This window comes from Plesiocystis pacifica SIR-1, from assembly GCF_000170895.1.
In the GTDB taxonomy this organism is placed as follows: domain Bacteria; phylum Myxococcota_A; class Polyangia; order Nannocystales; family Nannocystaceae; genus Plesiocystis; species Plesiocystis pacifica.
Map to the genome: position 1 here is coordinate 21,618 of NZ_ABCS01000039.1, position 19,205 is coordinate 40,822.

Genomic DNA, 19,205 nt, shown 5'->3' on the forward strand with positions numbered 1-19,205 from the left:
GATGATGAAGCCATGGACAGCTTCACAGTCGGCAGGGGGCGTGCGGAGAGTGCGCTCGTGAGCGTCGAGCCTTCACCGCGCTTACAGCGGATCCGGGCGGCCCTGCTCGACGCGCCCTATCACCTGTGTACGCAAAAGGCCGAGCTGCTCACGACCTTTCTGCGCGCCCATCGACCCCACGACGCGGTCACGGAGGCCCTCGCCGCGCGCCACTTCGACGCGATGAAGGCCGCGATGAAGCGCAACCTCGGGGAGGGGGCCCAGGCGCCGGAGCTGGTGCTGCGGGCCTCGAACGCGCTGCAGGCCGTCTACGAAGCCCTCGACGCGACGACCCACCCAGAGCCGCTGATCGTCTCGCTGGCCCGGGGCTTCGCCCACGTGCTCGGGCACATGCAGCTGCGCGTCTACCCGGACGAGCTGATCATGGGCAACCCGACGGCCCATCGGATCGGCTCGGCGATCCACCCCGAGTACGGCGGCATGCTGATGCTGCCCGAGCTCGACCAGCTGACCCGCCGCGAGCTCAACCCGCTGGCGGCCACGGACGAGCAGCTGCGCAGGCTCGAGGACGACATCCTGCCGTGGTGGTTCACCTGCTCGATCCTCTCGCGCGCGCCCTTGCTGGCCGCGGACAAGCTGCTGCAAAATCGCCTCGTCGAGGCCCGGGACTTCGTGCTCACGCAGTTCGCCGGCATCGCCCACGTGGTCCCCGACTACCCGACGGTGCTGCGCCTGGGCCTGCGGGGGGTGCTCGAGGAGCTGCGCGCAGCCCAGCGCCACGCCCAGAGCTCGGAGCAGCGCGAGTTCTACGAGGCCGCGACGATCTGCGTGACCGCGGCCATGGACTTCGCCCAGCGCCAGGCTCGCTTCGTGGCGGGGGCGGCGGAGGTGGCCGAGGACCCGGAGCGGGCCGCCGAGCTGCGCGAGCTCGCGGCCGTGCTCGCGCGCGTGCCCATCGAACCTGCGCGGACCTACCACGAGGCGCTCCAGAGCGTGTTCACGACGCACGTGGTCATCCACCAAGAGAGCTTCCAGCACGGGATCTCGTTCGGGCGCATCGACCAGTACCTGGCCCCCTTCCTCGACGCCGACCTGGAGGCGGGTCGCCTCGACGAGGCGCGGGCGGTGGAGCTGACGGGCTGCTTTTTGGCCAAGGCCGCCGAGCAGCTGCCGCTGTTCAACGCGATGAGCACGGAGTTCTTCTCCGGGCTGTCCTCGGCCTCGGGCCTGACCCTGGGCGGGACCGACCCGCGCACCGGCGCGGACGCGACGACCTCCGTGACCCGGGCGATCTTGCTGGCCTATCACCAGCTGCGCCTGCGCCAGCCAAACTTGCACCTGCGGGTGCACCCGGGCACGCCCGAGGGGCTGCGTCGCCTGGCCTACGCGGTGCTGCGCGAGGGCGGGGGGATGCCGGCGCTGTTTCGCGACGAGGGGGTGGTCGACGCGATCCGCGGGCTGGGCGTGCCCCACGAGGCGGCGGAGGACTACGCCATCGTCGGCTGCGTGGAGTGGGGGGTGCCCTATCGGTCCTTCCCAGCCGCGGGCGCGGCCTTCGTGTCGCTCCCGGCGATCCTCCGGGACTTGCTCATGGAAGAGCACGAGCCCCCGCTGCGCGACATGGACGACGTGTGGGCGGCCTTCCGCGCGGCCGTCGAGGCGCGCATCGAGGAGGTCGTGGCGGGCAACGACGCCATCGAGCGGGCCCACGCCGAGTACCGGCCCACGCCCATGCTCTCGGCCGTGGTCCGGGGCTGCGCGGCGCGGGGCAAGGACGTGTGCGCGGGCGGGGCCGACTTCAACTCGACGGGGGTCCAGGCCGTGGGCGTGGCCGACGTGGCCGACTCGCTGACGGTGCTCGAGCAGCTGGTGTTCCCGCCTCCAGGGGGCGGCCGCCCCGAGCTGAGTCGCGGACGTGGGATCGGGCCGCGAGGGCGTGCGCTGGGTCGTGACGGGTTTCACCACAGGCTCCTAGAGAGGACAGGGACTGTGAAAAGTTCACAGTCCCTGAGCCTGGGCCGGCTGCGCCGCGCGCTGGCCCGGGACTTCGTCGATGAGGAGGCCCTGCGCCAGCGCCTGCGCAACCACGTGCCCAAGTACGGTCAGGACGCGGGCCCGCCCGAGCGCTGGGCCCGACGCGTCGCCGAGCTCTACGCCGAGCTCCTGCGCGAGCACCTCAACCCGCGCCACGGCCCCTACGCCCCGGGCTTTTGGAGCATGACGACCCACGTGGGCTTTGGTCGGCGCCTGGGCGCGCTGCCCAGCGGGCGCAAGGCCGGCCGACCCCTGGCCAACGGCCTGTCGCCGAGCAGCGGGGCCGACAACCGCGGGCCCACGGCCTCGCTGCTCTCGGTCGCGGCGGTCAGCGGCGGCTTCGTGGGCAACGGCTACGCCCTCAACGAGACCCTCGACCCGAGCTTCGTCCGCGGGGAGGTCGGGCTGGCGCGCATCGACCAGCTCGTCCGCGGCTACTTCGCCGCGGGCGGGAACCAGGTCCAGTTCAACGTGCTCGACACGGCCGAGCTCGTCGACGCCAAGGCCCACCCCGAGCGCCACCGCGGCCTGGTCGTGCGCATCTCGGGCTACAGCGCCTACTTCAACGACCTGAGCGAGGCCATGAAGGACGAGCTCATCGCGCGGAGCCGGCACGGGGCCTCGGCCTGCCCGGTGGTCCTCGCTGGAGAAGGCGGAGAAGATGGAGAAGAGGGCGGGGGCGATGGCGTCTGAAGGCTTGGTCTTCGACGTGCAGCGCTTTTGCGTGCACGACGGCCCGGGGATCCGCACGGTCGTATTCTTCAAGGGCTGCGCGCTGAATTGTGTGTGGTGCCAAAACCCCGAGGCCCAGGGCAACGCGCCGGAGCTGGCCTACTACGCCGAGCGCTGCGCGAGGATCCCCGGGTGCTCGGCCTGCGTGGGCGTCTGCCCCGAGGGCGCGCTGGGCCTGGGCGTCGAGGGGCGGGTGGACTGGTCCAAGTGCACGGGCTGCGGCGCGTGCGTGGATGCGTGCCCGGCCCAGGCGCTGACCCAGGTCGGCGCCCACGTCGACGCGGACGCGCTGCTGACCACGCTGCTGCGCGACCGCCCCTTCTTCGAGAGCTCCGGCGGCGGCGTGACCTTTTCGGGGGGCGAGCCCGTGCTCCACGAGGCCTTCTTGCTCGAGCTGCTCCCGCGCCTGGGTGAGGCCGGGATCTCGCGCTGCATCGAGACCGCGGGGGCCTACCCCTTCGCGCGCCTCGAGGCCCTGCTGCCCCACCTCGAGCGCGTGCTCTACGACGTCAAGCACGTCGACGGTGGTCGCCACCTCGAGCTGTGCGGCCGGGACAACGCGACGATCCTCGCCAACCTCGAGCGCCTGCTCGAGCGCGCGCCCGAGCACGGCGTCGCGGTCGAGGTGCGCACGCCGGTGGTGCCCGGGCTCAACGACGGGGCCAACGTCGAGGCCACCGCGAAGCGTCTCCTGACCATGGGCGTGAGCGCGCTGACCTTGCTGCCCTACAACCACTTGTGGGAGGCGAAGTTGCCCCGGCTGTCGCGGGCGCGCGCGCCTCTGGGCATCGGTCCGCAGACCCGGGCCTACTACGCGGGGCTGCTCGAGACCTTCGCGGAGGCCGGCTTGCGGGCGCACCTCATTGACGAGCCAGAGCCAGAGCCAGAGCCGGAGGCGGTCGCGTGAGCGGGGACTCGGAGCACAAAGACAGCGCGTGGGCGCGGGCCGAGGCGGCGGTCGTCGACGGGGTCGCCAAGCACGTCGCGCCCGTCCTCGGCCGGGCCCTCGGGCGCGCGGTCTCGGGGGTGCTCGAGGTCGAGCGCCGCCTCTCGCCGGTGGATCGGGCGTGGCTGCGGATGGAGCGACCCGAGAACCGGATGACGGTGACGGGCATGTTCCGGGTGGCCGAAGCGCTGCCGCGGGCGGAGGTCGTCGAGCTCGTGCGCGCGCGCTTGCTGACCGTGCCTCGCTTCGCGGCCTGCATCGAAGGAAGCGAGGGAGGCGAGGGCGACAGGGAGGCCGAAGACGGCTGGCCGCGCTGGACACCCGCCGACACCGTCGACCTCGACGCCCACGTCCTCGAGCACGACCTGAGCGAGGACGACGGACGAGACGCCGAGGCGAAGCTGCGCGCGTTCATTGGGGAGCAGCTCGCCCTCGCTTTGCCCCGCGAGCGGCCGCCGTGGCGCCTGCACGTGGTCCAGCTCGGGGCCGCCGGGACGGCCGTCGTGGCCCGGGTGCACCACTGCGTCGGGGACGGCATCGCGCTCATGTTGGTGTTCATGTCCCTCGTCGACGACGCCCCGGAGGTGAAGGGGCCAACGCCCCTGTCGATGCTCTTCGGTGCGCGCCGCCCCAACGTCGGCGCGGCCCGGGCCTACCTGCGCGAGGTGATGCCCACGGGGGTCAAGCTCCTCTTGCACCGCGAGCCCAGGGAGGGCGGCCAGCGGGGGCAGGGTGGACTCAATACCGAACAGACCGTGGAGCAGGCGGGCGCGGTGGTCCGCGAGCTTGGCGAGCTGGGCCTGCGCAGCCCCGACACGACGCCCTGCTTCCACGGACCCTTGGGCGTGCCCAAGGCCGTCGCCTGGACCCGCGAGCTCCCCCTGGCGCAGCTCAAGTCGGTCCGCGACGCCCTCGCCGGCGCGGACCCGAGCTCGCGGCCGACGCTCAACGACCTCGTGCTCGCGGCCGTCGCGGGGGCCCTGCGTCGTCACCTGCTCGGCCGCGGGCAGGAGGAGGCCTGCGCCGGGGACCTGCGCGTGACCATCCCCGTGAACCTGCGCCGCCTCGCCGACATGGCCGCGCTCGGCAATCACTTTGGGCTGATCTTCCTCGACCTGCCCGTGGGCGTGGTCGATCCGCGCACGCGCCTCGAGGTCGTGGCCGGGCGGACCCGGGCGCTCAAGCGAAGCCCCGAGGCCGTGGTCACCCACGGGCTGCTGTGGATGCTGGGTCTGGCGCCCGCGGCCGTGGAGTCCGCGGGCGTGTCCTACTTCTCCGCTCGCGCCTCGGCCGTGGTCACCAACGTCCCCGGCCCCGAGCGGCCGGTGTTCCTGGCCGGGCGCCGCGTGCAGGCGATGCGCTTTTGGGTCCCGCAGTCCGGGCACCTCGGGCTGGGCATCAGCATCGCCAGCTACGCGGGGCAGCTGAGCGTGGGCTTTGCCGCGGACGCGGGCTTGATCGGGGATCCGCGGGAGCTCGCGGCGCTGGTCGAGGATGAGCTGAGGGAGCTCGCCCGATTGGGGGGTGCTTGACTGCGCAGGGCTATGGCTCCAGGCTGGGCTCATGGAGAGAGCGCGTCAAAACCGAAGAGTTCCCTGGTCCGAGATCCTCGAGAAAATCAACTCTGCGGTGACTTGGGTCCGAGGCCAGCCCGTTTTGGACAGCGCTGCGAAGATTGCTCTCAAGAGTATTCCCGTTGTCGGAGGCGTTCTCGTGGACATCTATGAGGGCGTCGACGCAGAGGACCAGGAGAAGGGGGTCGAGTCGATCCTCGAAGTTCTCGCGCGTATCGAATCCATTGGTGAGGCGGGTTTCGAGGAGGTCGCTGGGAAGCTGCAGGAGGTCGCTGCGCTGCAGTCCAAGGGGCTTGCGGTCCTCGTCGGAGTCAAGGACGAGATGGGAAGCCTCGCCAAGGAGGTGAGTGCTACCCGGGAGGACCTGGCGAACATGGACGAGCAGCTCGACAAGGTTCAGAGCGAGCTCGCATCGCTGGCTTTCGGGGGAGGAGACTTCAACCCCAAAGACCCTGGCGATCAGCTTCGCTTTGTCGTGGTGCTCGGGCAGTCACTTTCAGACTCCAAAGCCATCTTTGATCGACAGCTCGAATTCGCCAGGGAGCTCTTGGACGGACTGAGCGAGGATGACATGGAGCGTGTTCGGTATTCATCGGCAAATGAGCTGCTGACTCTCAAAGATGACCTGCTCGCGCGGGCGTCCTACTTGGGCTTGATCAGGCCAGGTCGACCCAGGCAAATCTTCGAGGCTCTGCGGCGTGTGACGGACGAGATGCAGACTGTCAACTTGCGGGTGCGGAGCCTCGTCCGAGCTGCGGAAGACGACCTTCTTCCCTCAAGGGTGGACCGAGCTCAACTCGATACACACTTGAGTTTGTGGCTCGCCAAGTACGAATACATGTTGGCGCGTCACTCCTCGCATATGTGCTTGGTCTTTGTGGGTCGGAACCCGAAGATCGAGTTTCCCCGGGGGACCGATGAACACGTGGCGGCGGCCATCGAGCAACGGCTCGAAAGGACCGAGCTCGACTACCTATCTAAGATTTGTTCCTAGCTCGGCTCGCCCTCGGCGTAGCCGCGACAGCGCAGCACGGGCAGGCGGGGATACTTGGGCCAGCCGGCGACGCGCTCCGACAGCGAGCAGCGCCAAAACTCCGAGCCCTTGCCGCTGACGATGCGGCGGGCGTGCTGACAGCGGGCGCACAGTCCGGGGCCGGTCACGGGCCGTCCCCGCTGGCGCGCAGCTCCCCGAGGGCCGCGCCGTCCTTGCCCGCGCGCCGGGCCAGGTCCTCCTTGGAAGGCGGCAAGATCAGCTTCTCTTCCTGGGCGAGCATGCTCAGCGAGGTGATCAGCCGGGCGGCGAGCATGGCTCGGCCGGACACCGCGCCCTGGCGGAGCACGTAGGCGCCCCCGACCAGCGCGCCGCCCCACAAGATCGCGGCGAGCCAGGCGACGCCGAGGAGGTTGTAGGCGAGGAGGCCGAGGAGGCCGAAGCCCAGCCACAGCTTGAGCACGAGCTTGGCCGAGTCGAGCACCGGGGTGGCCTGCTCGGCGGCGTTCCTCGACACGCGCAGCTCGAAGTCCCCGTCGTGGACGCGCAGGGCGACCTGGTCCTGGGGCAGCTGGAGGAAGCGGACCGTGGGCGCGAGGGACTTGCGCAGCTGCTTCTCGCGCAGGATCGTCCGGCCGCGCAGGACGATGGATCGGTCCTTGGGGTCGTCGAGGGTCATGCCGGCCTTGAAGCCCGCGGTGAACAGCTCGAGCTCGACCTCGCTCGGGTCGAGGCCGGCCTCGCGGGCCGCGGCCACGCGCAGGCCGTGCTCGTCGCCGCTCCAGCGCTGGCCCTCGTCGAGCCTGGCGATGGCCCGGCTCGCGGTGCCGTCCGCGTCTTCCCTGGCGTCGTCGTCAGCCACGCTCACTCCTCGTCAGTCGTCCGTGGACGCCGCGGGGCCGCCGTAGTGCTGCGGGTAGCGGGCCTCCATCGCCCGGCTCACCGCGCCGGGGACGAAGCGCTGGAAGGGCCCGCCGTGGCTGGCGATCTCGCGGATCAGCGAGGACGAGATGAACTGCTTTTGCGGCTCGGGGATGAGGAACACCGTCTCGACCTTGGGCTCGAGCTCGCGGTTGGCCAGGGCCATCTGGAACTCGGGCTCGAAGTCGCCAGCGGCCCGCAGCCCGCGGACGATCACCCGGGCCCCGACCTCGCGGCAAAAGTCGATCATCAGGCCCGAGAAGTGGGCCGCGCGGACGTTGGGGATGTGCGCGGTAACCTCACGGATGAGCTCCACGCGCTGCTCGTAGCTGAAAAATCCGCGCTTGACCGGGTGGTGGCCCACGGCCACGACGACCTCGTCGAAGAGCTGGGCGGCCCTTTCCAGGATCTCGGTGTGCCCGAGGGTGATCGGGTCGAAGGAGCCGGGATAGACGGCGATGTAGCGCGGGCTTGATCCGCTCACCCGGCGAGTATACTTCGCGTCCATGCGCGCGTCGTCGGCAACAGCCCTGCTCATCTCGGCCTCGGCTTTCCTCACATTCAGCGTCGGCTGCCCGAGCGCCGAAGCGCCCAAGCCTCAGCGCGTCGACAAGGCCAGCCCCTTCGCCCGCGGCGAGCTCGAGAAGGACCGCGGTGAGCGCAGCCGCGGCCGGCCCAAGGCGCCCAAGGCCCGCGAGGGCGAGCAGCTGCCCGAGGCCGAGATCGAGGCGCTGCTGGCCAAGGCCGCCGAGCAGTTCGCCGACGAGAACGTCGCCCAGGGGCGCACGACGCTGGGCAAGTGTGCAAACAAGATCCCAGCCAGCGTGCGTTGCGACGGCAAGCTGGGCCTGTCGATGATCACCGCCCGCAACCGCCGGGCGCCCGCGCTCTACTACTTGACCGAGGCCGCTCGCCACGACGATCCCAAGGCCGACGCCGCCCTCTACCGCGACGTCGGCATGGCCCTGCGCAAGCACGGGCGCACCGCGGACGCGGCCCTGGCCCTCGAGAAGAGCCTCGCCCGCGAGGAGACCGCCGAGGCCCTGTTCGTCCTCGGGCAGGTCTACTCCCTCGACGCCAAGCGCGTCGGCGAGGGCGCGGACACCATCGCCAAGGCGCGGGCCAAGCTCACCGCCGACGGCGGCGAGGAGAACCTGGACTGGCTCTACGAGGAGGCCGTGCTCCGCGGGCAGCTGGGCATCCGCGAGGAGGCGCTGGCCGCCGCGGCGCTCATGAAGAGCCACCTCGAGAAGTCCGGGGCGGGCCTCGAGGGGCCCAAGGCGGGGGGCGATACGGAGTCCGGCGGCGAGGCCAAGGCGCCCGCCGAGGCCAAGAAGCCCGTCGACCCGGCCGAGGCCAAGGCCCAGATGCTGCGCGCCCGCATCGCCGAGCTCGAGGAAGCCGCGAAGACCTACCCGACCCGCGAGGAGTACGAAAAGCAGCAGCTCGAGGCTGCGGCTCCCTCTCCCGGCGAGACGGGCCCGGGCGCCGAGGCTGAGCTCGAGGCGCCGGCACCTTCCCCCGGAGAGACCGGTCCAGGCGCCGAGGCCAAGCCCGAATGAGCGCGGACTCCCGCGGGCTCACCGACATCCTCGCGCGTTGGTCCCTCGCCGACGCGGACGTCCGCCCCCTCGGGCGCGGGCTGATCAACGAGACCCTGGCCGTGGAGGGCTCGCGCCCCGGCGAGGGCGCGGGGCGTTGGGTGCTCCAGCGCGTCAACCCGATCTTCGACGCGCGCATCCACGAGAACATCGCCGCGGTCACCGGCCACCTCGAGCGCAAGGGCTTGCGGACGCCCGCCCTCGTGCCTACCGACGCCGGCGCTTGGTGGCTCGAGGTCGACCCGGGCGAGGGCGGAGCGGGGACCTGGCGGCTGCAGACGGCGGTCTCCGGGGTCAGCGTCGACGCCCTCGACGACCCCGCCCAAGCCCGCGCCGCCGGTCGCTTCGTCGGGCGCTGGCACGCCGCGGTGGCCGACCTCGAGCACGACTTCGTCGCCCTGCGCCTCGGCGTGCACGATACGCCCCGTCACCTCGGGCGCCTGCGCGAGGCCGTCGACCGGCCCGAGCACGCGCAGCACCGCCTCTACGAGGCCGTCGCGGCCCTGGCCGAGGGGCTGTTCGCGGCCGCCGAGTCCCTGCCGCCGCTGCCCCCGAGCCTGCCCCGGCGCGTCGCCCACGGGGACCTCAAGATCAACAACCTGCTGTTCGCCAGCGAGGCCGGCCCCGGCCGCCTCGAGCCCGTGGCGCTCATCGACCTCGACACCCTCGCGCCCATGCACCTGGGCCACGAGCTCGGCGACGCGTGGCGCTCGTGGACCAACCGCGCGGGCGAAGACCAGGCCCAGGCTCAGCTCGACCTCGAGCTGTTCAGCGAGTCCTTCCGCGGCTGGCAGGCGGGCTGGGTCGAGGGCGGTGGCGAGGCCCTGGGCGCCGACGAGCGCCAGGCGCTGCTCGTCGGGCCCGAGTGGATCAGCCTCGAGCTGGCCTGCCGCTTCGCCGCCGACGCCCTGTTCGAGGACTACTTCGGCTGGGACCGCGAGCGCTTCGCGGGTCGGGGGGAGCACAACCTCCACCGCGCCCGCGGCCAGTGGTCGCTGCACGAGGCCCTCGCGGGGGCCCGCGGCGCTCGGTCGGCGGTCATCGACGAGGAGGCCCGGGGGTGAGCGAGCCTCGAGCCGGGTTGCTCGCTCGCCTGCGCCAGGCCCTGGCGCGCACCGAGGCCATGGGCCGCGGCCTCGAGACCAACTTTTTTTGGGATCCGAACTCGACCCAGACCATCGCCCTCGAGCTCCAGCGCTGGGCCCTCGAGCGTCCCGGCGACCCCTTCTTGACCTTCGAGGATCGGCGCTGGACCGTGGGCAGCTTCGACGCCGCGGTCAACCGCCACGCCCGGGCCTGGCGACGCGCGGGCGTGGTCGCGGGCGAGACCGTCGCGCTCGTGCTCGAGAACCGCCCGGCGTACCTGTTTCACTACTACGCCCTCGCCAAGCTCGGCGTGGTCGCGGCGCTCATCAACCCGGCGCTGCGCGGCGCGGCCTTGAGCCACGCCTTGCGGGCGAGCGAGGCCCGGGCCGTCGTGGTCGGCGAGGGACAGCTCGACGGCCTGCGCGAGCTGGCCGAGTCGAGCGACGCGGACGCGGTCCCGGTCTCGCCCGAGCGCGTGTTCGTGGACGTGGAGGGCGGCCTCGGTAGGGAGCCCGAAGGGTCCGGCGCGTGGGTATGCCTGGGCTGGTCGAGCTGGGCCGAGGGCGTGGCCGGCTGCTCGCCCCTGCCCATCCCCGAGGTCCGCGAGCATCCGCTGACCAAGGTCGTCGCCTACATCTACACCAGCGGGACCACGGGCCTGCCCAAGCCCGCCGTCGTCAAGCACCACCGCCAGCGCCGGGCCGGGGACGTGTTCGGGGGCCTGGCCATGCTGACCGCCGCGGACATCGTCTACGTCGCGCTGCCGCTCTACCACGCCAGCGCCTCGATGATCGGCGTGTCCATGACCATCGCCCGCCGGGCCCAGCTGGTCCTCGCCCGCCGCTTCTCGGCCTCGCGCTTTTGGCCCGAGTGCCGGGCCCACGGCGTCACGACCTGCATCTACATCGGCGAGCTGTGCCGCTACCTCCACAACCAGCCCCCGCGGCCTGACGACGGCGAGCACGAGGTCCGCTGCTTCGTCGGCAACGGCCTGCGCGACGACATCTGGGACGGCTTTTGCGAGCGCTTCGGCATCGAGCGCGTCGTCGAGTTCTACGCCGCGACCGAGGGCAACGCCGAGACGGCCAACGTGTTCAACCTGCGCGGCACCGTGGGCCCGCTGCTGTTTTGGAAGATGGCCGTGGTCCGCTGGGATCCGGCCCGCGGGGAGGTGGTCCGCGACGCCAAGGGCCGCTGCGTCCGGGCGCCCTTCGGCGAGCCCGGCCTGCTGATTGGGAAGATCAACGATCGCAACCCCTACGCCGGCTACAAGGACGCCGCGGCCAGCCAGCGCAAGATCCTGCGCGACGTGTTCGCCCCGGGCGACGCGTGGTTCGACACCGGGGACCTGCTCCGCGTCGATCGCCTCTTGCACCTGCACTTCGTCGATCGCCTCGGTGACACCTTCCGCTGGAAGGGGGAGAACGTGTCGACGCAGGAGGTCGCCGAGCAGCTCAACGGCGCGCCCGGTGTGCTCGAGAGCAACGTCTACGGCGTCGAGGTGCCCGGCAGTGAAGGCCGCGCGGGTATGGCGGCGATCGTCGTCGATGGTGACTTCGACCCCCGCGCCTTTTACGCTCACGTCAGCGAGGTCCTGCCGACCTACGCCCAGCCGCGATTTCTACGGATCGTGGCTGCCATGGGCACCACGGGCACCTTCAAGCACAAGAAGAACGACCTGCGCGATCAGGGTTGGGATCCCGCGCGCGTCGACGACCCGCTGCTGATTTGGGACCGCTCGAGCAGCAGTTACGTCACACTGGACCGTGCAACCCGTGACGCAGCGCTCCGCGGCGAGCGATCCTTGTGATCCGCTCGTCTTTGGAGTGAGCGGCCTTCAGTCGCCAGGTTCATGGTTTTGTCTCGAGCGCGGCCGCTGGTTGACCCGTGTGTCACTCATCTGGCACTAGAACGATTGCCGAAGTTGTCCCCTTGGACTCCTCAGCGTGACGCTTTGGGACGCCGCAAGGGATAGGCATGCTCGGCCTCGAGACCCATGCAACTACGCGACTGGACCTTTGAGAAGTTCTTCCGCTCCGCCTACGTGTACAACATCCTCTTCGAGGACACGGAGGTGGACGAGACGATCCTCGGCGTCGACGAGGACTCGTCGGTGCTGGCGATCTCGGGGGCGGGCTGCGGCGTCGCCAACCACATCAGCCGCCACGCGACCCGCGTGGACGCGGTCGACATCAACCCCCACCACCTCGCGCTGACGGCCCTCAAGTCGGCCGGCGCCCAGCACCTCGACAGCTGGTCGGAGTTCTACACCCTGTTCGGCCACGGCCATCACCCCGACGCCGAGAAGATCGTCCGCGACCTCAGCCAGGAGCTGCCCAAGTGGATGCAGGCCTTTTGGCGCGTGCGCTGGCGGATGTTCAACAAGTCCATGGTCCGCTCGGGCATGACGGCGCAGATGCTGACGCTGTTCCGCAAGCTCACCGGCATCGACGCCAACTGGCTGCGCGCGCGCATCGGCGAGACCCGCGAGCAGCGCGTCCAGGCCGTCGAGTGGGCCTTCAAGGAGATCCGCCGCCGCCGCTGGGTGCTCGCCGGCCTCGAGTCCCCCATCCAGCTCATCGCCCTGGGCGTCAACTACGAGCAGCGCGACAAGATGCTCGCCGAGGAGTCGGTCATGGAGATGGTCGACTTCTTCGAGAACCACATGAAGCGCCTCGCGGACACCGACCTCGAGCGCAACTGGTACGCCTGGTACGCCGCCGCCGGTCACTTCAACCACGACCTCGACGACTCCGTGCCCCCCTACCTGCGCCGCGATCACTTCGAGCGCAGCAGGGAGTCGGGCACGCAGATGCGCTACCACAACAAGAACATCTTCGACCTGCTCGGCAACGCCGGCCCCGACACGTGGACGCACTACACCCTGTGCGACGCCGTCGACTGGATGCCCGGCGCCGTGCAGCAAGAGCTGTTCCGCGAGATCTTCCGGACCGCCCGCTCGGGCGCCAAGGTGCTCTACCGCAGCGTCGAGGACCGCTCGCTCATGGAGCTCCACGGCCTCGAGGACCGCTTCATCATGGACCGCGAGCAGTCGGACTGGGCCTCGGCGAGCGACCGCTCGAAGCAGTACCGGCGCGTCAACGTCTACACCGTTGCGAACTGAGGCCGCTCCGCGCCTCGGATCGAAAACCGGCCGCCAGGTAACCGAGGGGTTGCCCGGCGGCCGTCGCATTGGTTGCTCGCTCGCCGCGAGTTGGGGTCAGGCCCCGCGGGTGGCGAAGCCGCCGGCCTTGGTCTGGGTCTTGGTCTTCATGCCCTCGGCAGTGCCGCTGGGGGCTGGATCCGTCAAGGATTTCGTCCGCGCCCTCACGGGCCCGGGGGCAGCAAGGCGGCGAGGTCGTCGGCGCGCACGTGGGTGCCGCTGGCGAGGATGGTGCCGTCGGCGTCGACGACGATCATCGTCGGGACGCCGACGAGGTTGAAGCGCTGCCACAGGTCCGCGTTCGCGTCGTCGTCGGCGGGTACGGTGTTCGGCCAGGGCATGGGCCAGCCCTCGGCCTGGAGGCGGCGGACCTCGTCGGGATCGTCGTCGAGGGCGATGGACACGAACTCGACGCGGGGCGTGTCGAGGGCGAGGTCGCGGTAGCTGGCGGGCTGCTTGGCGCGCTCGGGGGGGAGCGCCACGCCGTTGAGCGCGGCGTAGGCCCGGTGCAGCCGGGGCATCTCCCCGATGCACGGCTTGCACGACGTCGACCAGAAGTCGAGGACGTAGGCGCGCCCGCGGAGGCTCTCCGGGGTGATCGGGTCGCCGCCGCGCAGGCGCGAGAAGCTGAACGCGGGCAGGGGCTGGCCGGGGGCGGTGCTGCGGTCTGGATCGTGCTGACGGGCGATGAACTGGCCGACGGTGCCGGCGAAGCGCTCGTCCTGGAGGGCCTCGTAGGCCGCCCGGATCTGCGCCACCGCGGCGGGTCCCGGCTCGCGCAGGGCGGCCTCGAGCTGGTTGTAGAGCAGGCCCGCGACGAGCTCGTCGTCGGGGTGCTGGCGCAGCGCCTGATCTCGGTACTCGGGCTCTGGGCGGAGCTTTAGGGCCTGCGGCATGGACCAAGCCCGCAGGCTCCACATGGGATCGGCGGGGCCCAAGGTGGCGAGGAGCTCGTCGAGGAGGGCCGTCGTGGCCGAGGGCCCGGCCGCGCAGTCGCGTGACGCCCTGGCTCGCGAGGTCGCTCGTCGCCGCGCCCGGGGCGGCGCTGGGTCTACCGTCGGCGGGCTGGCACGCGCCGAGGCCGAGGGCCAGGCAGGCGGTGAGCGCGAGGGAGAGAGCGGTCGAGGCGGTCGGGCTGGGCACGCCCGAGTATAGTCCCGGCGCTCGGGCCAGGGGGGTCCGCGCTCAGCCGGCGCCGTGCTTGGCCTCGTGCTTGGCGAGGGTCGCCTCGGCACGCTTCAGCGCGGCGCGGATCTGATCGGCGACGGAGCCCAGCGAGCCCCGCTTGGCCAGGCCGGCGTGGGCGGTGCACACGTGGTCGACCTCGGCGCAGCGCTCGATCAGCCCTTCGGCCCAGCCGCGAAACGCCGCCGCCGCGCCGGGGCGCCGCTCGAGCACCTGGGGCAAGGTGGGGTGGAAGTCGAGGCGCCGGCCGAGGGGGAAGGGCAGGTAGTTGAGGGTGTCGTCGACGTGGAGCACGCGGCTGCGCCGGTGGAAGGCGAGCACGGACGCGAAGTGCAGCCGCTCGTCGCGGGCGATGAAGTCCACGCCGGCCGGGACGGAGAAGTCGAAGTCGTCGGCGAACAGGGCCGCGAAGGCCTCGGTCTCGGTGCGCTCGGGCTGCCAGTCGAGGTCGGGCAGCAGGCGATGGTGGCGCGCGGTTCCGTAGTGCCTGGCGCCGGGGAAGCGGGCCGCGACGCGCTCGACGTGGAGGGTGTGGAAGGGGTGGAGGTTGAGCACGGCCTCGATGGCCGCGCCGCCGTCAGTGCGCTCGAGGACCTCGCGCTCGATCGCGCCGTGGAGGGTGTAGCTGTCGAGGAGCACGAAGCGCCCGCTCTCGAGGCGGACGAGGGAGGACTGGGTCCCCGCGTTGATCAGGCCTTTGATGCGCCAGGTCCCTCGGATGTTCCAGAAACCCCCGCCCATGTCGACGACGCGATCGCTCATGGAACGATGATTGCCCACGTTTGGGGCGCGTTCAAACCAATCGGGGGGTGGAGGGTCTGCGCTGGCACCAAGGGGCGGGTGGCGCTGCGTGTCCAGGCTTGGGAGGCGTGACGGTGAGCTCATGTGCATTCCCGAGCCCTCGAATGCACATATCGAAGATGAAAGCAGAGCAGTGGCAGGGATCCATCGGAGCCGCCGGTGACGGCCATCGAGCGCGTCCATGACGGCTCTGAGGGGCCCTCTCCCCGCCCTCGAGCGTGGCCGCGGACAGACTCGCGCGCGGGCATGGACGCCGAGCCCTGCCAGGCTATGTTGAATGGGAGCGTGGAAGGACGACGAGGATTCCGAGCGGTCCCACTGGATCGCTACGTGCTGCTCGAGCGCTGCGGGCGGGGCAGCGCCGGCTCGGTGTTTCGTGCCTACGATCCCCAGCTCGATCGCAAGGTGGCGATCAAGCTGCTGCGCCGCCGCCGTCGCGGGGCGTCGGAGGAGCTGCGCGAGGCCCGGGCGATCGCCCGGATCTCTCACCCCAACGTCGTGGCCGTGTTCGACTCGGGGACCTACTCGGAGCTCGAGGGGGGCGAGGCCCCGAGCAGCGGGGTGTTCGTGGTCATGGAGCTCATCGAGGGCCAGGATCTGTGCGCCTGGCTCGAGGCGCCTCGGGCTGGGGCCCAGATCCTGCGGACCTTCGTCGACGCGGGGCGAGGCCTCGCGGCGGCCCACGCCGCCGGGGTCGTCCACCGCGACTTCAAGCCCGAGAACGTGATGGTCGGCGACGACGGTCGGGTGTGCGTGCTGGACTTCGGCCTCGCCCGCCCGGCCGCGCCGGCGCAGGAGGAGGGCCTGGCCGAGGGGCTGTCGCGCGCCCGCCATCGCCGGGTCGTCGGCACGCCGCGCTACATGTCGCCGGAGCAGCACCGCGGCGAGGAGCTGACGACCGCGAGCGACCAGTACAGCTTCGGGGTGTCGCTCTACGAGGCGCTGGTGGGTCGCTCGCCCTTCTCGGGCTCGATCGAGGCCATCGCCAAGGTCAAGCTCACCGACGCGTGGTTTGGGGAGCTGGACGCCGAGCTGCCCGCGGGGGTCGGGGCTGCGCTGCGTCGCGCCGTCGCGCTCCGCCCCGAGGACCGCTTCCCGTCCATGGACGCGCTCTTGAGCGCCCTCGACGGGGCCTTCGAGCTGCGCTCGGGGTCGAAGCTGACCCGGGCTCGGATCGCTACGGGGGTGGCGGTGGCGGTGGCGGTGGCGGCCGGCGTCGCGGGCTGGCAGCTCCACGGTCGCGAGCAGGCGCGGCTGTGCGAGGCCGGTGATCGCCGCCTGGAGGAGGTCTGGAACGCCGAGCGACGGGCCGCGGTGGACGCCCGACTCCGAGCCCAGGGGGCGGACTACGCCGACGCGAGCGCCGCCGCGGTCGTCCGCGAGCTCGACGACTACGCGCGGGCGTGGGCCGCCCAATACCGGGAGGCGTGCGAGGCCACGGTGGTGCTCGGGCGCGAGTCCGAGGTCGAGTTCGCCCAGCGCGCGGCGTGCCTGGATCGTCGCCTGCGCGAGGTCGAGGTCCTCGTCGAGACCCTCAGCGAGGCCGACGAGGTCGTCGTCGAGAACGCGGTCTCGGCCGTCGGCGCCCTGGGCTGGCTCGCCACCTGCGAGGACCCCGGGGCCTTCGAGTCCGAGCAAGACCTGCCCCGGGACCCCGGCGCTCGGGCGGAGATCGAGGGGGCTCGGGGGACGCTGGCGGAGGCGAAGATCCTCGTCGCGGCGGGGCGCTACGGCGAAGCCCTGGTGATGATCGCCCAGGTCGAGGCCAAGGCCGAAGCCATCGGCTACGCCCCGCTGGTGGCCGAGGCCCGGCTCGCGCTCGCGCGCGCGGAGCTGGGCCGGGGCGACTTCGAGGGCGCCCGGGCCTCGCTGCTCGAGGCCCTGACCGCGGCGATGTCGACCTCGCAAGACCGGCTCATCGTCGCGGCGCTGATGTGGCTGGCGTGGGTCGAGGGCGCGGAGCTCGAGCGCCCCGAGGGGGCGATGTGGCTGAGCCTGGCCGAGGCTGCCTTCGAGCGGGTCGGGGAGGCCCCGCGCCTGCTCAGCGAGCTGCTCAGCTGCCGCGCGGGCGTGGCCTTTGGCCAAAAGGACTTCGAAGCGGCCGTGGACAACTACGAGCAGGCCCTCGCCGCGGAGATCGAGCTCTACGGCGAGAACGAGCCCGTCGTGGGGCGGACCCTCAACCACATCGCCAACGCCTACATGGCCATGGGCAAGCCCGAGCAGGCGTGGGGCTACGCCGAGCGCTCCCTCGAGCTGCGCCGCGCGTTGATGGGAGACGCGCACCCTCTGGTCGTCGCTTGCTACAACAACATGGCGGAGATCCGCCGGATGCAGGGGCGCCACGACGAGGCGCTGGCGCTCATCGAGCAGGCCCGCGAGCACATCGCGGGGGCCGGCACGCGGCGGGAGTTCGACACCTACTTCATCGCGCGGGCGATTCATGCGGACCGCGGCGACGCGCGCGGGGAGCTCGAGCAGGTCGAGAAGCTGCTGGCGCTGCCCGAGGAGGTCTACTCGACCTACGAGAGCCGCCGGGCCCTCGACAGCGCGCGCTCGCGCCTGGTCGCCGAGCTCGAGGCCGGGACACGAGAGGGCGCGAGTCCGTGAGCCGGACTACGTCCTCGGGCCCCAAACGGGTAGGAGCTCACGAAAGCGTGACAGGCTGGGCCCTGGTCCTCGGTGGCCGCAGCTCCTACCCTCGGCCCGAGACCGCCATGCCTGCTGCAGCTGATCGCACGGAACACCGGGACTTCCTCAACCGCTACTACGGCGTCTCCCGGCACTTCTACGACCTGACCCGCCGCTACTACCTGTTCGGGCGCGAGGGCGTGATCGAGAAGCTGCTCAGCGAGGAGTGGTCCAAGCTCATCGAGGTCGGCGTGGGCACGGGCCGCAACCTCGACCTGCTCCACAAGGGGCGGCCCTCGGCCCAGTACGCGGCCCTCGACGCCTGCGACGAGATGCTCGGCCACGCCCGCAAGCGCCTCCCGTGGCTGTCGGCGATCCACGGCTTCGCCGAGGACGCGGACATGACCGAGCCCTTCGGCGGCGAGCGCCCCGATCGCGTGCTCTTCTCCTACTGCCTGTCGATGGTCGCCGAGCCCGTCGCCGCCCTGCAAAACGCCCAGGCCTCCCTGGCCCCGGGCGGCAAGGTGGTCGTGGTCGACTTTTGCGACCTCGAGGGCCTGCCCGGCCCGGCGGCCAAGGGGCTGCGCAAGTGGCTGGAGTGGTTCCACGTCGAGCCGATCCGCGCCGAGCTGCTCGAGGGCCAGGGCGCGGACGTCCGCTTTGGGCCGATGCGCTACTTCATCGTCGGCGAGCTGCCGGCGCTGGACTGAGCGCTGTCTTGCCCCCACGGGCGCTTGGGAGCCGGGGCGCTTCGTCGCTGTCCGCTCCTCCGTTTTGGTCGTGGGGCAACGATGAGGGTCGTGTCTTTGAGAAGGCGTGCGGCAAAGGAGAGCTCAGAGGGTCGACCAGAACAAGTCCTGTCCGCCCCTCTGTCTATTTTCGCCGTCGCGGACGACGCCACACCCTCCCTGCCCCACGCCCGCGGATCAGAGCTTCTCGACCTTGCTCACGTCCATGGTGCAGACGAGGCGCTCGCCGTTGCTGACCATCCTGGACTCGAGCACACCCGTCACTCGGACCACGTCCCCGAGCGTGAAGGGCGTGCCGGTGTCGTCGCGGAGCCGAAAGTCCGAGCGCTTCAGCTCCTGGATCTGGCCGAACTGGGTGGGCTTCTCGCCCTTCCAGCCGATGGGGTCCATGGTCCCGGGCCCGTCGCCCACGGGGAAGTCGAGGCTGAAGCTGGGTTCGGTGCGTTCTCGGGATGGGGAGAGGTCGACGGAGCAGTCGTATTTGCAGCTGACCGTCAAGAAGGGGGCGACGACGTAGCCCGAGGCCGTGACTTCCTCGCCGTCGTTGGCGAGGGTGCAGACCTCTCCCACGGACTCGCCGGGTCTGGGCTCGTGGGTGCAGGCGAGGGCGAGGGCGCCGATTGTGATGGCCAGGAGCTTCGTTCGCATGGTCGCTAGCATAGCCTGGGAGTGCTCGGGAGTGGGCGGGCCCTCGCCGTCCGATGCGGACGACGCAGCGGCGCCGAGCGTGCGCTCGCTAGCGCCGAGGAGCAGCTCGAGGACTGGCGCGAGACTCGGACCCGCGATGAACG

The 19,205-nt window shown here is 71.3% G+C and carries 16 protein-coding genes; 10 read left to right on the top strand and 6 right to left on the bottom strand.

The features are described from left to right. Positions 1-57 precede the first annotated feature (57 nt). The 4 genes from PPSIR1_RS20125 to PPSIR1_RS20140 all read left to right on the top strand — a co-directional run bounded on the left by PPSIR1_RS20125 (position 58) and on the right by PPSIR1_RS20140 (position 6,280). Positions 58-2,727, top strand: a complete 2,670-nt coding sequence (locus PPSIR1_RS20125; protein WP_006972971.1) for a pyruvate formate lyase family protein — start codon at positions 58-60, stop codon at positions 2,725-2,727. Continuing rightward, positions 2,717-3,673: a glycyl-radical enzyme activating protein gene (locus tag PPSIR1_RS20130; RefSeq protein WP_006972972.1), complete on the top strand. Its 957-nt coding sequence runs from the start codon at positions 2,717-2,719 to the stop codon at positions 3,671-3,673. Before PPSIR1_RS20125 ends, PPSIR1_RS20130 begins: the two co-directional genes overlap by 11 nt. Beyond that, complete coding sequence (locus PPSIR1_RS20135; protein WP_006972973.1) at positions 3,670-5,244, top strand: WS/DGAT domain-containing protein; 1,575 nt, start codon at positions 3,670-3,672, stop codon at positions 5,242-5,244. Before PPSIR1_RS20130 ends, PPSIR1_RS20135 begins: the two co-directional genes overlap by 4 nt. 181 nt (positions 5,245-5,425) lie before the next feature. Then, the gene (locus tag PPSIR1_RS20140) at positions 5,426-6,280 is read left to right on the top strand and encodes a hypothetical protein (protein WP_157595748.1); all 855 of its coding nucleotides are present in this window, start codon (positions 5,426-5,428) and stop codon (positions 6,278-6,280) included. Here the strand turns inward: PPSIR1_RS20140 and PPSIR1_RS48080 are convergent. From PPSIR1_RS48080 to coaD, 3 genes are read right to left on the bottom strand one after another with little or no spacing between them, the layout of a single operon-like run. Then, complete coding sequence (locus tag PPSIR1_RS48080; RefSeq protein WP_006972975.1) at positions 6,277-6,447, bottom strand: hypothetical protein; 171 nt, start codon at positions 6,445-6,447, stop codon at positions 6,277-6,279. The two genes, PPSIR1_RS20140 and PPSIR1_RS48080, sit on opposite strands and share 4 nt — an antisense overlap. Beyond that, positions 6,444-7,139 (bottom strand): hypothetical protein, encoded by a 696-nt coding sequence (locus PPSIR1_RS20145; protein ID WP_157595749.1) that lies wholly within the window; start codon positions 7,137-7,139, stop codon positions 6,444-6,446. Before PPSIR1_RS20145 ends, PPSIR1_RS48080 begins: the two co-directional genes overlap by 4 nt. Before the next feature lie 12 nt (positions 7,140-7,151). Beyond that, the gene (gene coaD / locus PPSIR1_RS20150; protein WP_006972977.1) at positions 7,152-7,682 is read right to left on the bottom strand and encodes a pantetheine-phosphate adenylyltransferase; all 531 of its coding nucleotides are present in this window, start codon (positions 7,680-7,682) and stop codon (positions 7,152-7,154) included. 22 nt (positions 7,683-7,704) lie between these two features. Here coaD and PPSIR1_RS20155 point away from each other — a divergent pair, with 22 nt between their 5' ends. From PPSIR1_RS20155 to PPSIR1_RS20170, 4 genes are all read left to right on the top strand, one after another. After that, a complete protein-coding gene (locus PPSIR1_RS20155; protein ID WP_006972978.1) occupies positions 7,705-8,760 on the top strand; it encodes a hypothetical protein in 1,056 nt (351 codons plus the stop codon). After that, the gene (locus PPSIR1_RS20160) at positions 8,757-9,863 is read left to right on the top strand and encodes a phosphotransferase enzyme family protein (RefSeq protein ID WP_006972979.1); all 1,107 of its coding nucleotides are present in this window, start codon (positions 8,757-8,759) and stop codon (positions 9,861-9,863) included. Before PPSIR1_RS20155 ends, PPSIR1_RS20160 begins: the two co-directional genes overlap by 4 nt. Then, positions 9,860-11,695 carry a long-chain-acyl-CoA synthetase gene (locus PPSIR1_RS20165; protein WP_157595750.1) on the top strand — a complete coding sequence of 612 codons (1,836 nt, stop codon included), beginning with the start codon at positions 9,860-9,862 and terminating at the stop codon, positions 11,693-11,695. Before PPSIR1_RS20160 ends, PPSIR1_RS20165 begins: the two co-directional genes overlap by 4 nt. A gap of 186 nt (positions 11,696-11,881) precedes the next feature. Beyond that, on the top strand, positions 11,882-13,009 hold the full coding sequence (locus PPSIR1_RS20170) for a DUF3419 family protein (RefSeq protein WP_006972981.1): 1,128 nt from the start codon (positions 11,882-11,884) through the stop codon (positions 13,007-13,009). A gap of 203 nt (positions 13,010-13,212) precedes the next feature. Here PPSIR1_RS20170 and PPSIR1_RS20175 read toward each other — a convergent pair whose 3' ends face one another. Beyond that, positions 13,213-13,944, bottom strand: a complete 732-nt coding sequence (locus PPSIR1_RS20175; RefSeq protein ID WP_157595751.1) for a TlpA family protein disulfide reductase — start codon at positions 13,942-13,944, stop codon at positions 13,213-13,215. A gap of 289 nt (positions 13,945-14,233) precedes the next feature. Continuing rightward, complete coding sequence (locus tag PPSIR1_RS20180; RefSeq protein ID WP_006972983.1) at positions 14,234-14,995, bottom strand: hypothetical protein; 762 nt, start codon at positions 14,993-14,995, stop codon at positions 14,234-14,236. Positions 14,996-15,364: 369 nt separating this feature from the next. Here PPSIR1_RS20180 and PPSIR1_RS20185 point away from each other — a divergent pair, with 369 nt between their 5' ends. Next, positions 15,365-17,644 (top strand): serine/threonine-protein kinase, encoded by a 2,280-nt coding sequence (locus PPSIR1_RS20185; RefSeq protein ID WP_006972984.1) that lies wholly within the window; start codon positions 15,365-15,367, stop codon positions 17,642-17,644. 107 nt (positions 17,645-17,751) lie between these two features. Then, positions 17,752-18,375, top strand: coding sequence for a class I SAM-dependent methyltransferase (locus tag PPSIR1_RS20190; protein ID WP_045116398.1), 624 nt, complete (start codon positions 17,752-17,754; stop codon positions 18,373-18,375). 216 nt (positions 18,376-18,591) lie between these two features. Here PPSIR1_RS20190 and PPSIR1_RS20195 read toward each other — a convergent pair whose 3' ends face one another. Further along, on the bottom strand, positions 18,592-19,062 hold the full coding sequence (locus tag PPSIR1_RS20195) for a hypothetical protein (protein WP_006972986.1): 471 nt from the start codon (positions 19,060-19,062) through the stop codon (positions 18,592-18,594). Between the last annotated feature and the right edge of the window lie 143 nt (positions 19,063-19,205).

Excerpts from the sequence above, each read along its gene's own strand:
- PPSIR1_RS20190 (WP_045116398.1), top strand. The coding sequence starts at position 17,752 with ATGCCTGCTGCAGCTGATCGCACGGAACACCGGGACTTCCTCAACCGC.
- PPSIR1_RS20160 (WP_006972979.1), top strand. The coding sequence starts at position 8,757 with ATGAGCGCGGACTCCCGCGGGCTCACCGACATCCTCGCGCGTTGGTCC.
- PPSIR1_RS20155 (WP_006972978.1), top strand. The coding sequence starts at position 7,705 with ATGCGCGCGTCGTCGGCAACAGCCCTGCTCATCTCGGCCTCGGCTTTC.
- PPSIR1_RS20130 (WP_006972972.1), top strand. The coding sequence starts at position 2,717 with ATGGCGTCTGAAGGCTTGGTCTTCGACGTGCAGCGCTTTTGCGTGCAC.
- PPSIR1_RS20180 (WP_006972983.1), bottom strand. The coding sequence starts at position 14,995 with ATGAGCGATCGCGTCGTCGACATGGGCGGGGGTTTCTGGAACATCCGA.
- PPSIR1_RS20170 (WP_006972981.1), top strand. The coding sequence starts at position 11,882 with ATGCAACTACGCGACTGGACCTTTGAGAAGTTCTTCCGCTCCGCCTAC.
- PPSIR1_RS20195 (WP_006972986.1), bottom strand. The coding sequence starts at position 19,062 with ATGCGAACGAAGCTCCTGGCCATCACAATCGGCGCCCTCGCCCTCGCC.
- PPSIR1_RS20175 (WP_157595751.1), bottom strand. The coding sequence starts at position 13,944 with ATGCCGCAGGCCCTAAAGCTCCGCCCAGAGCCCGAGTACCGAGATCAG.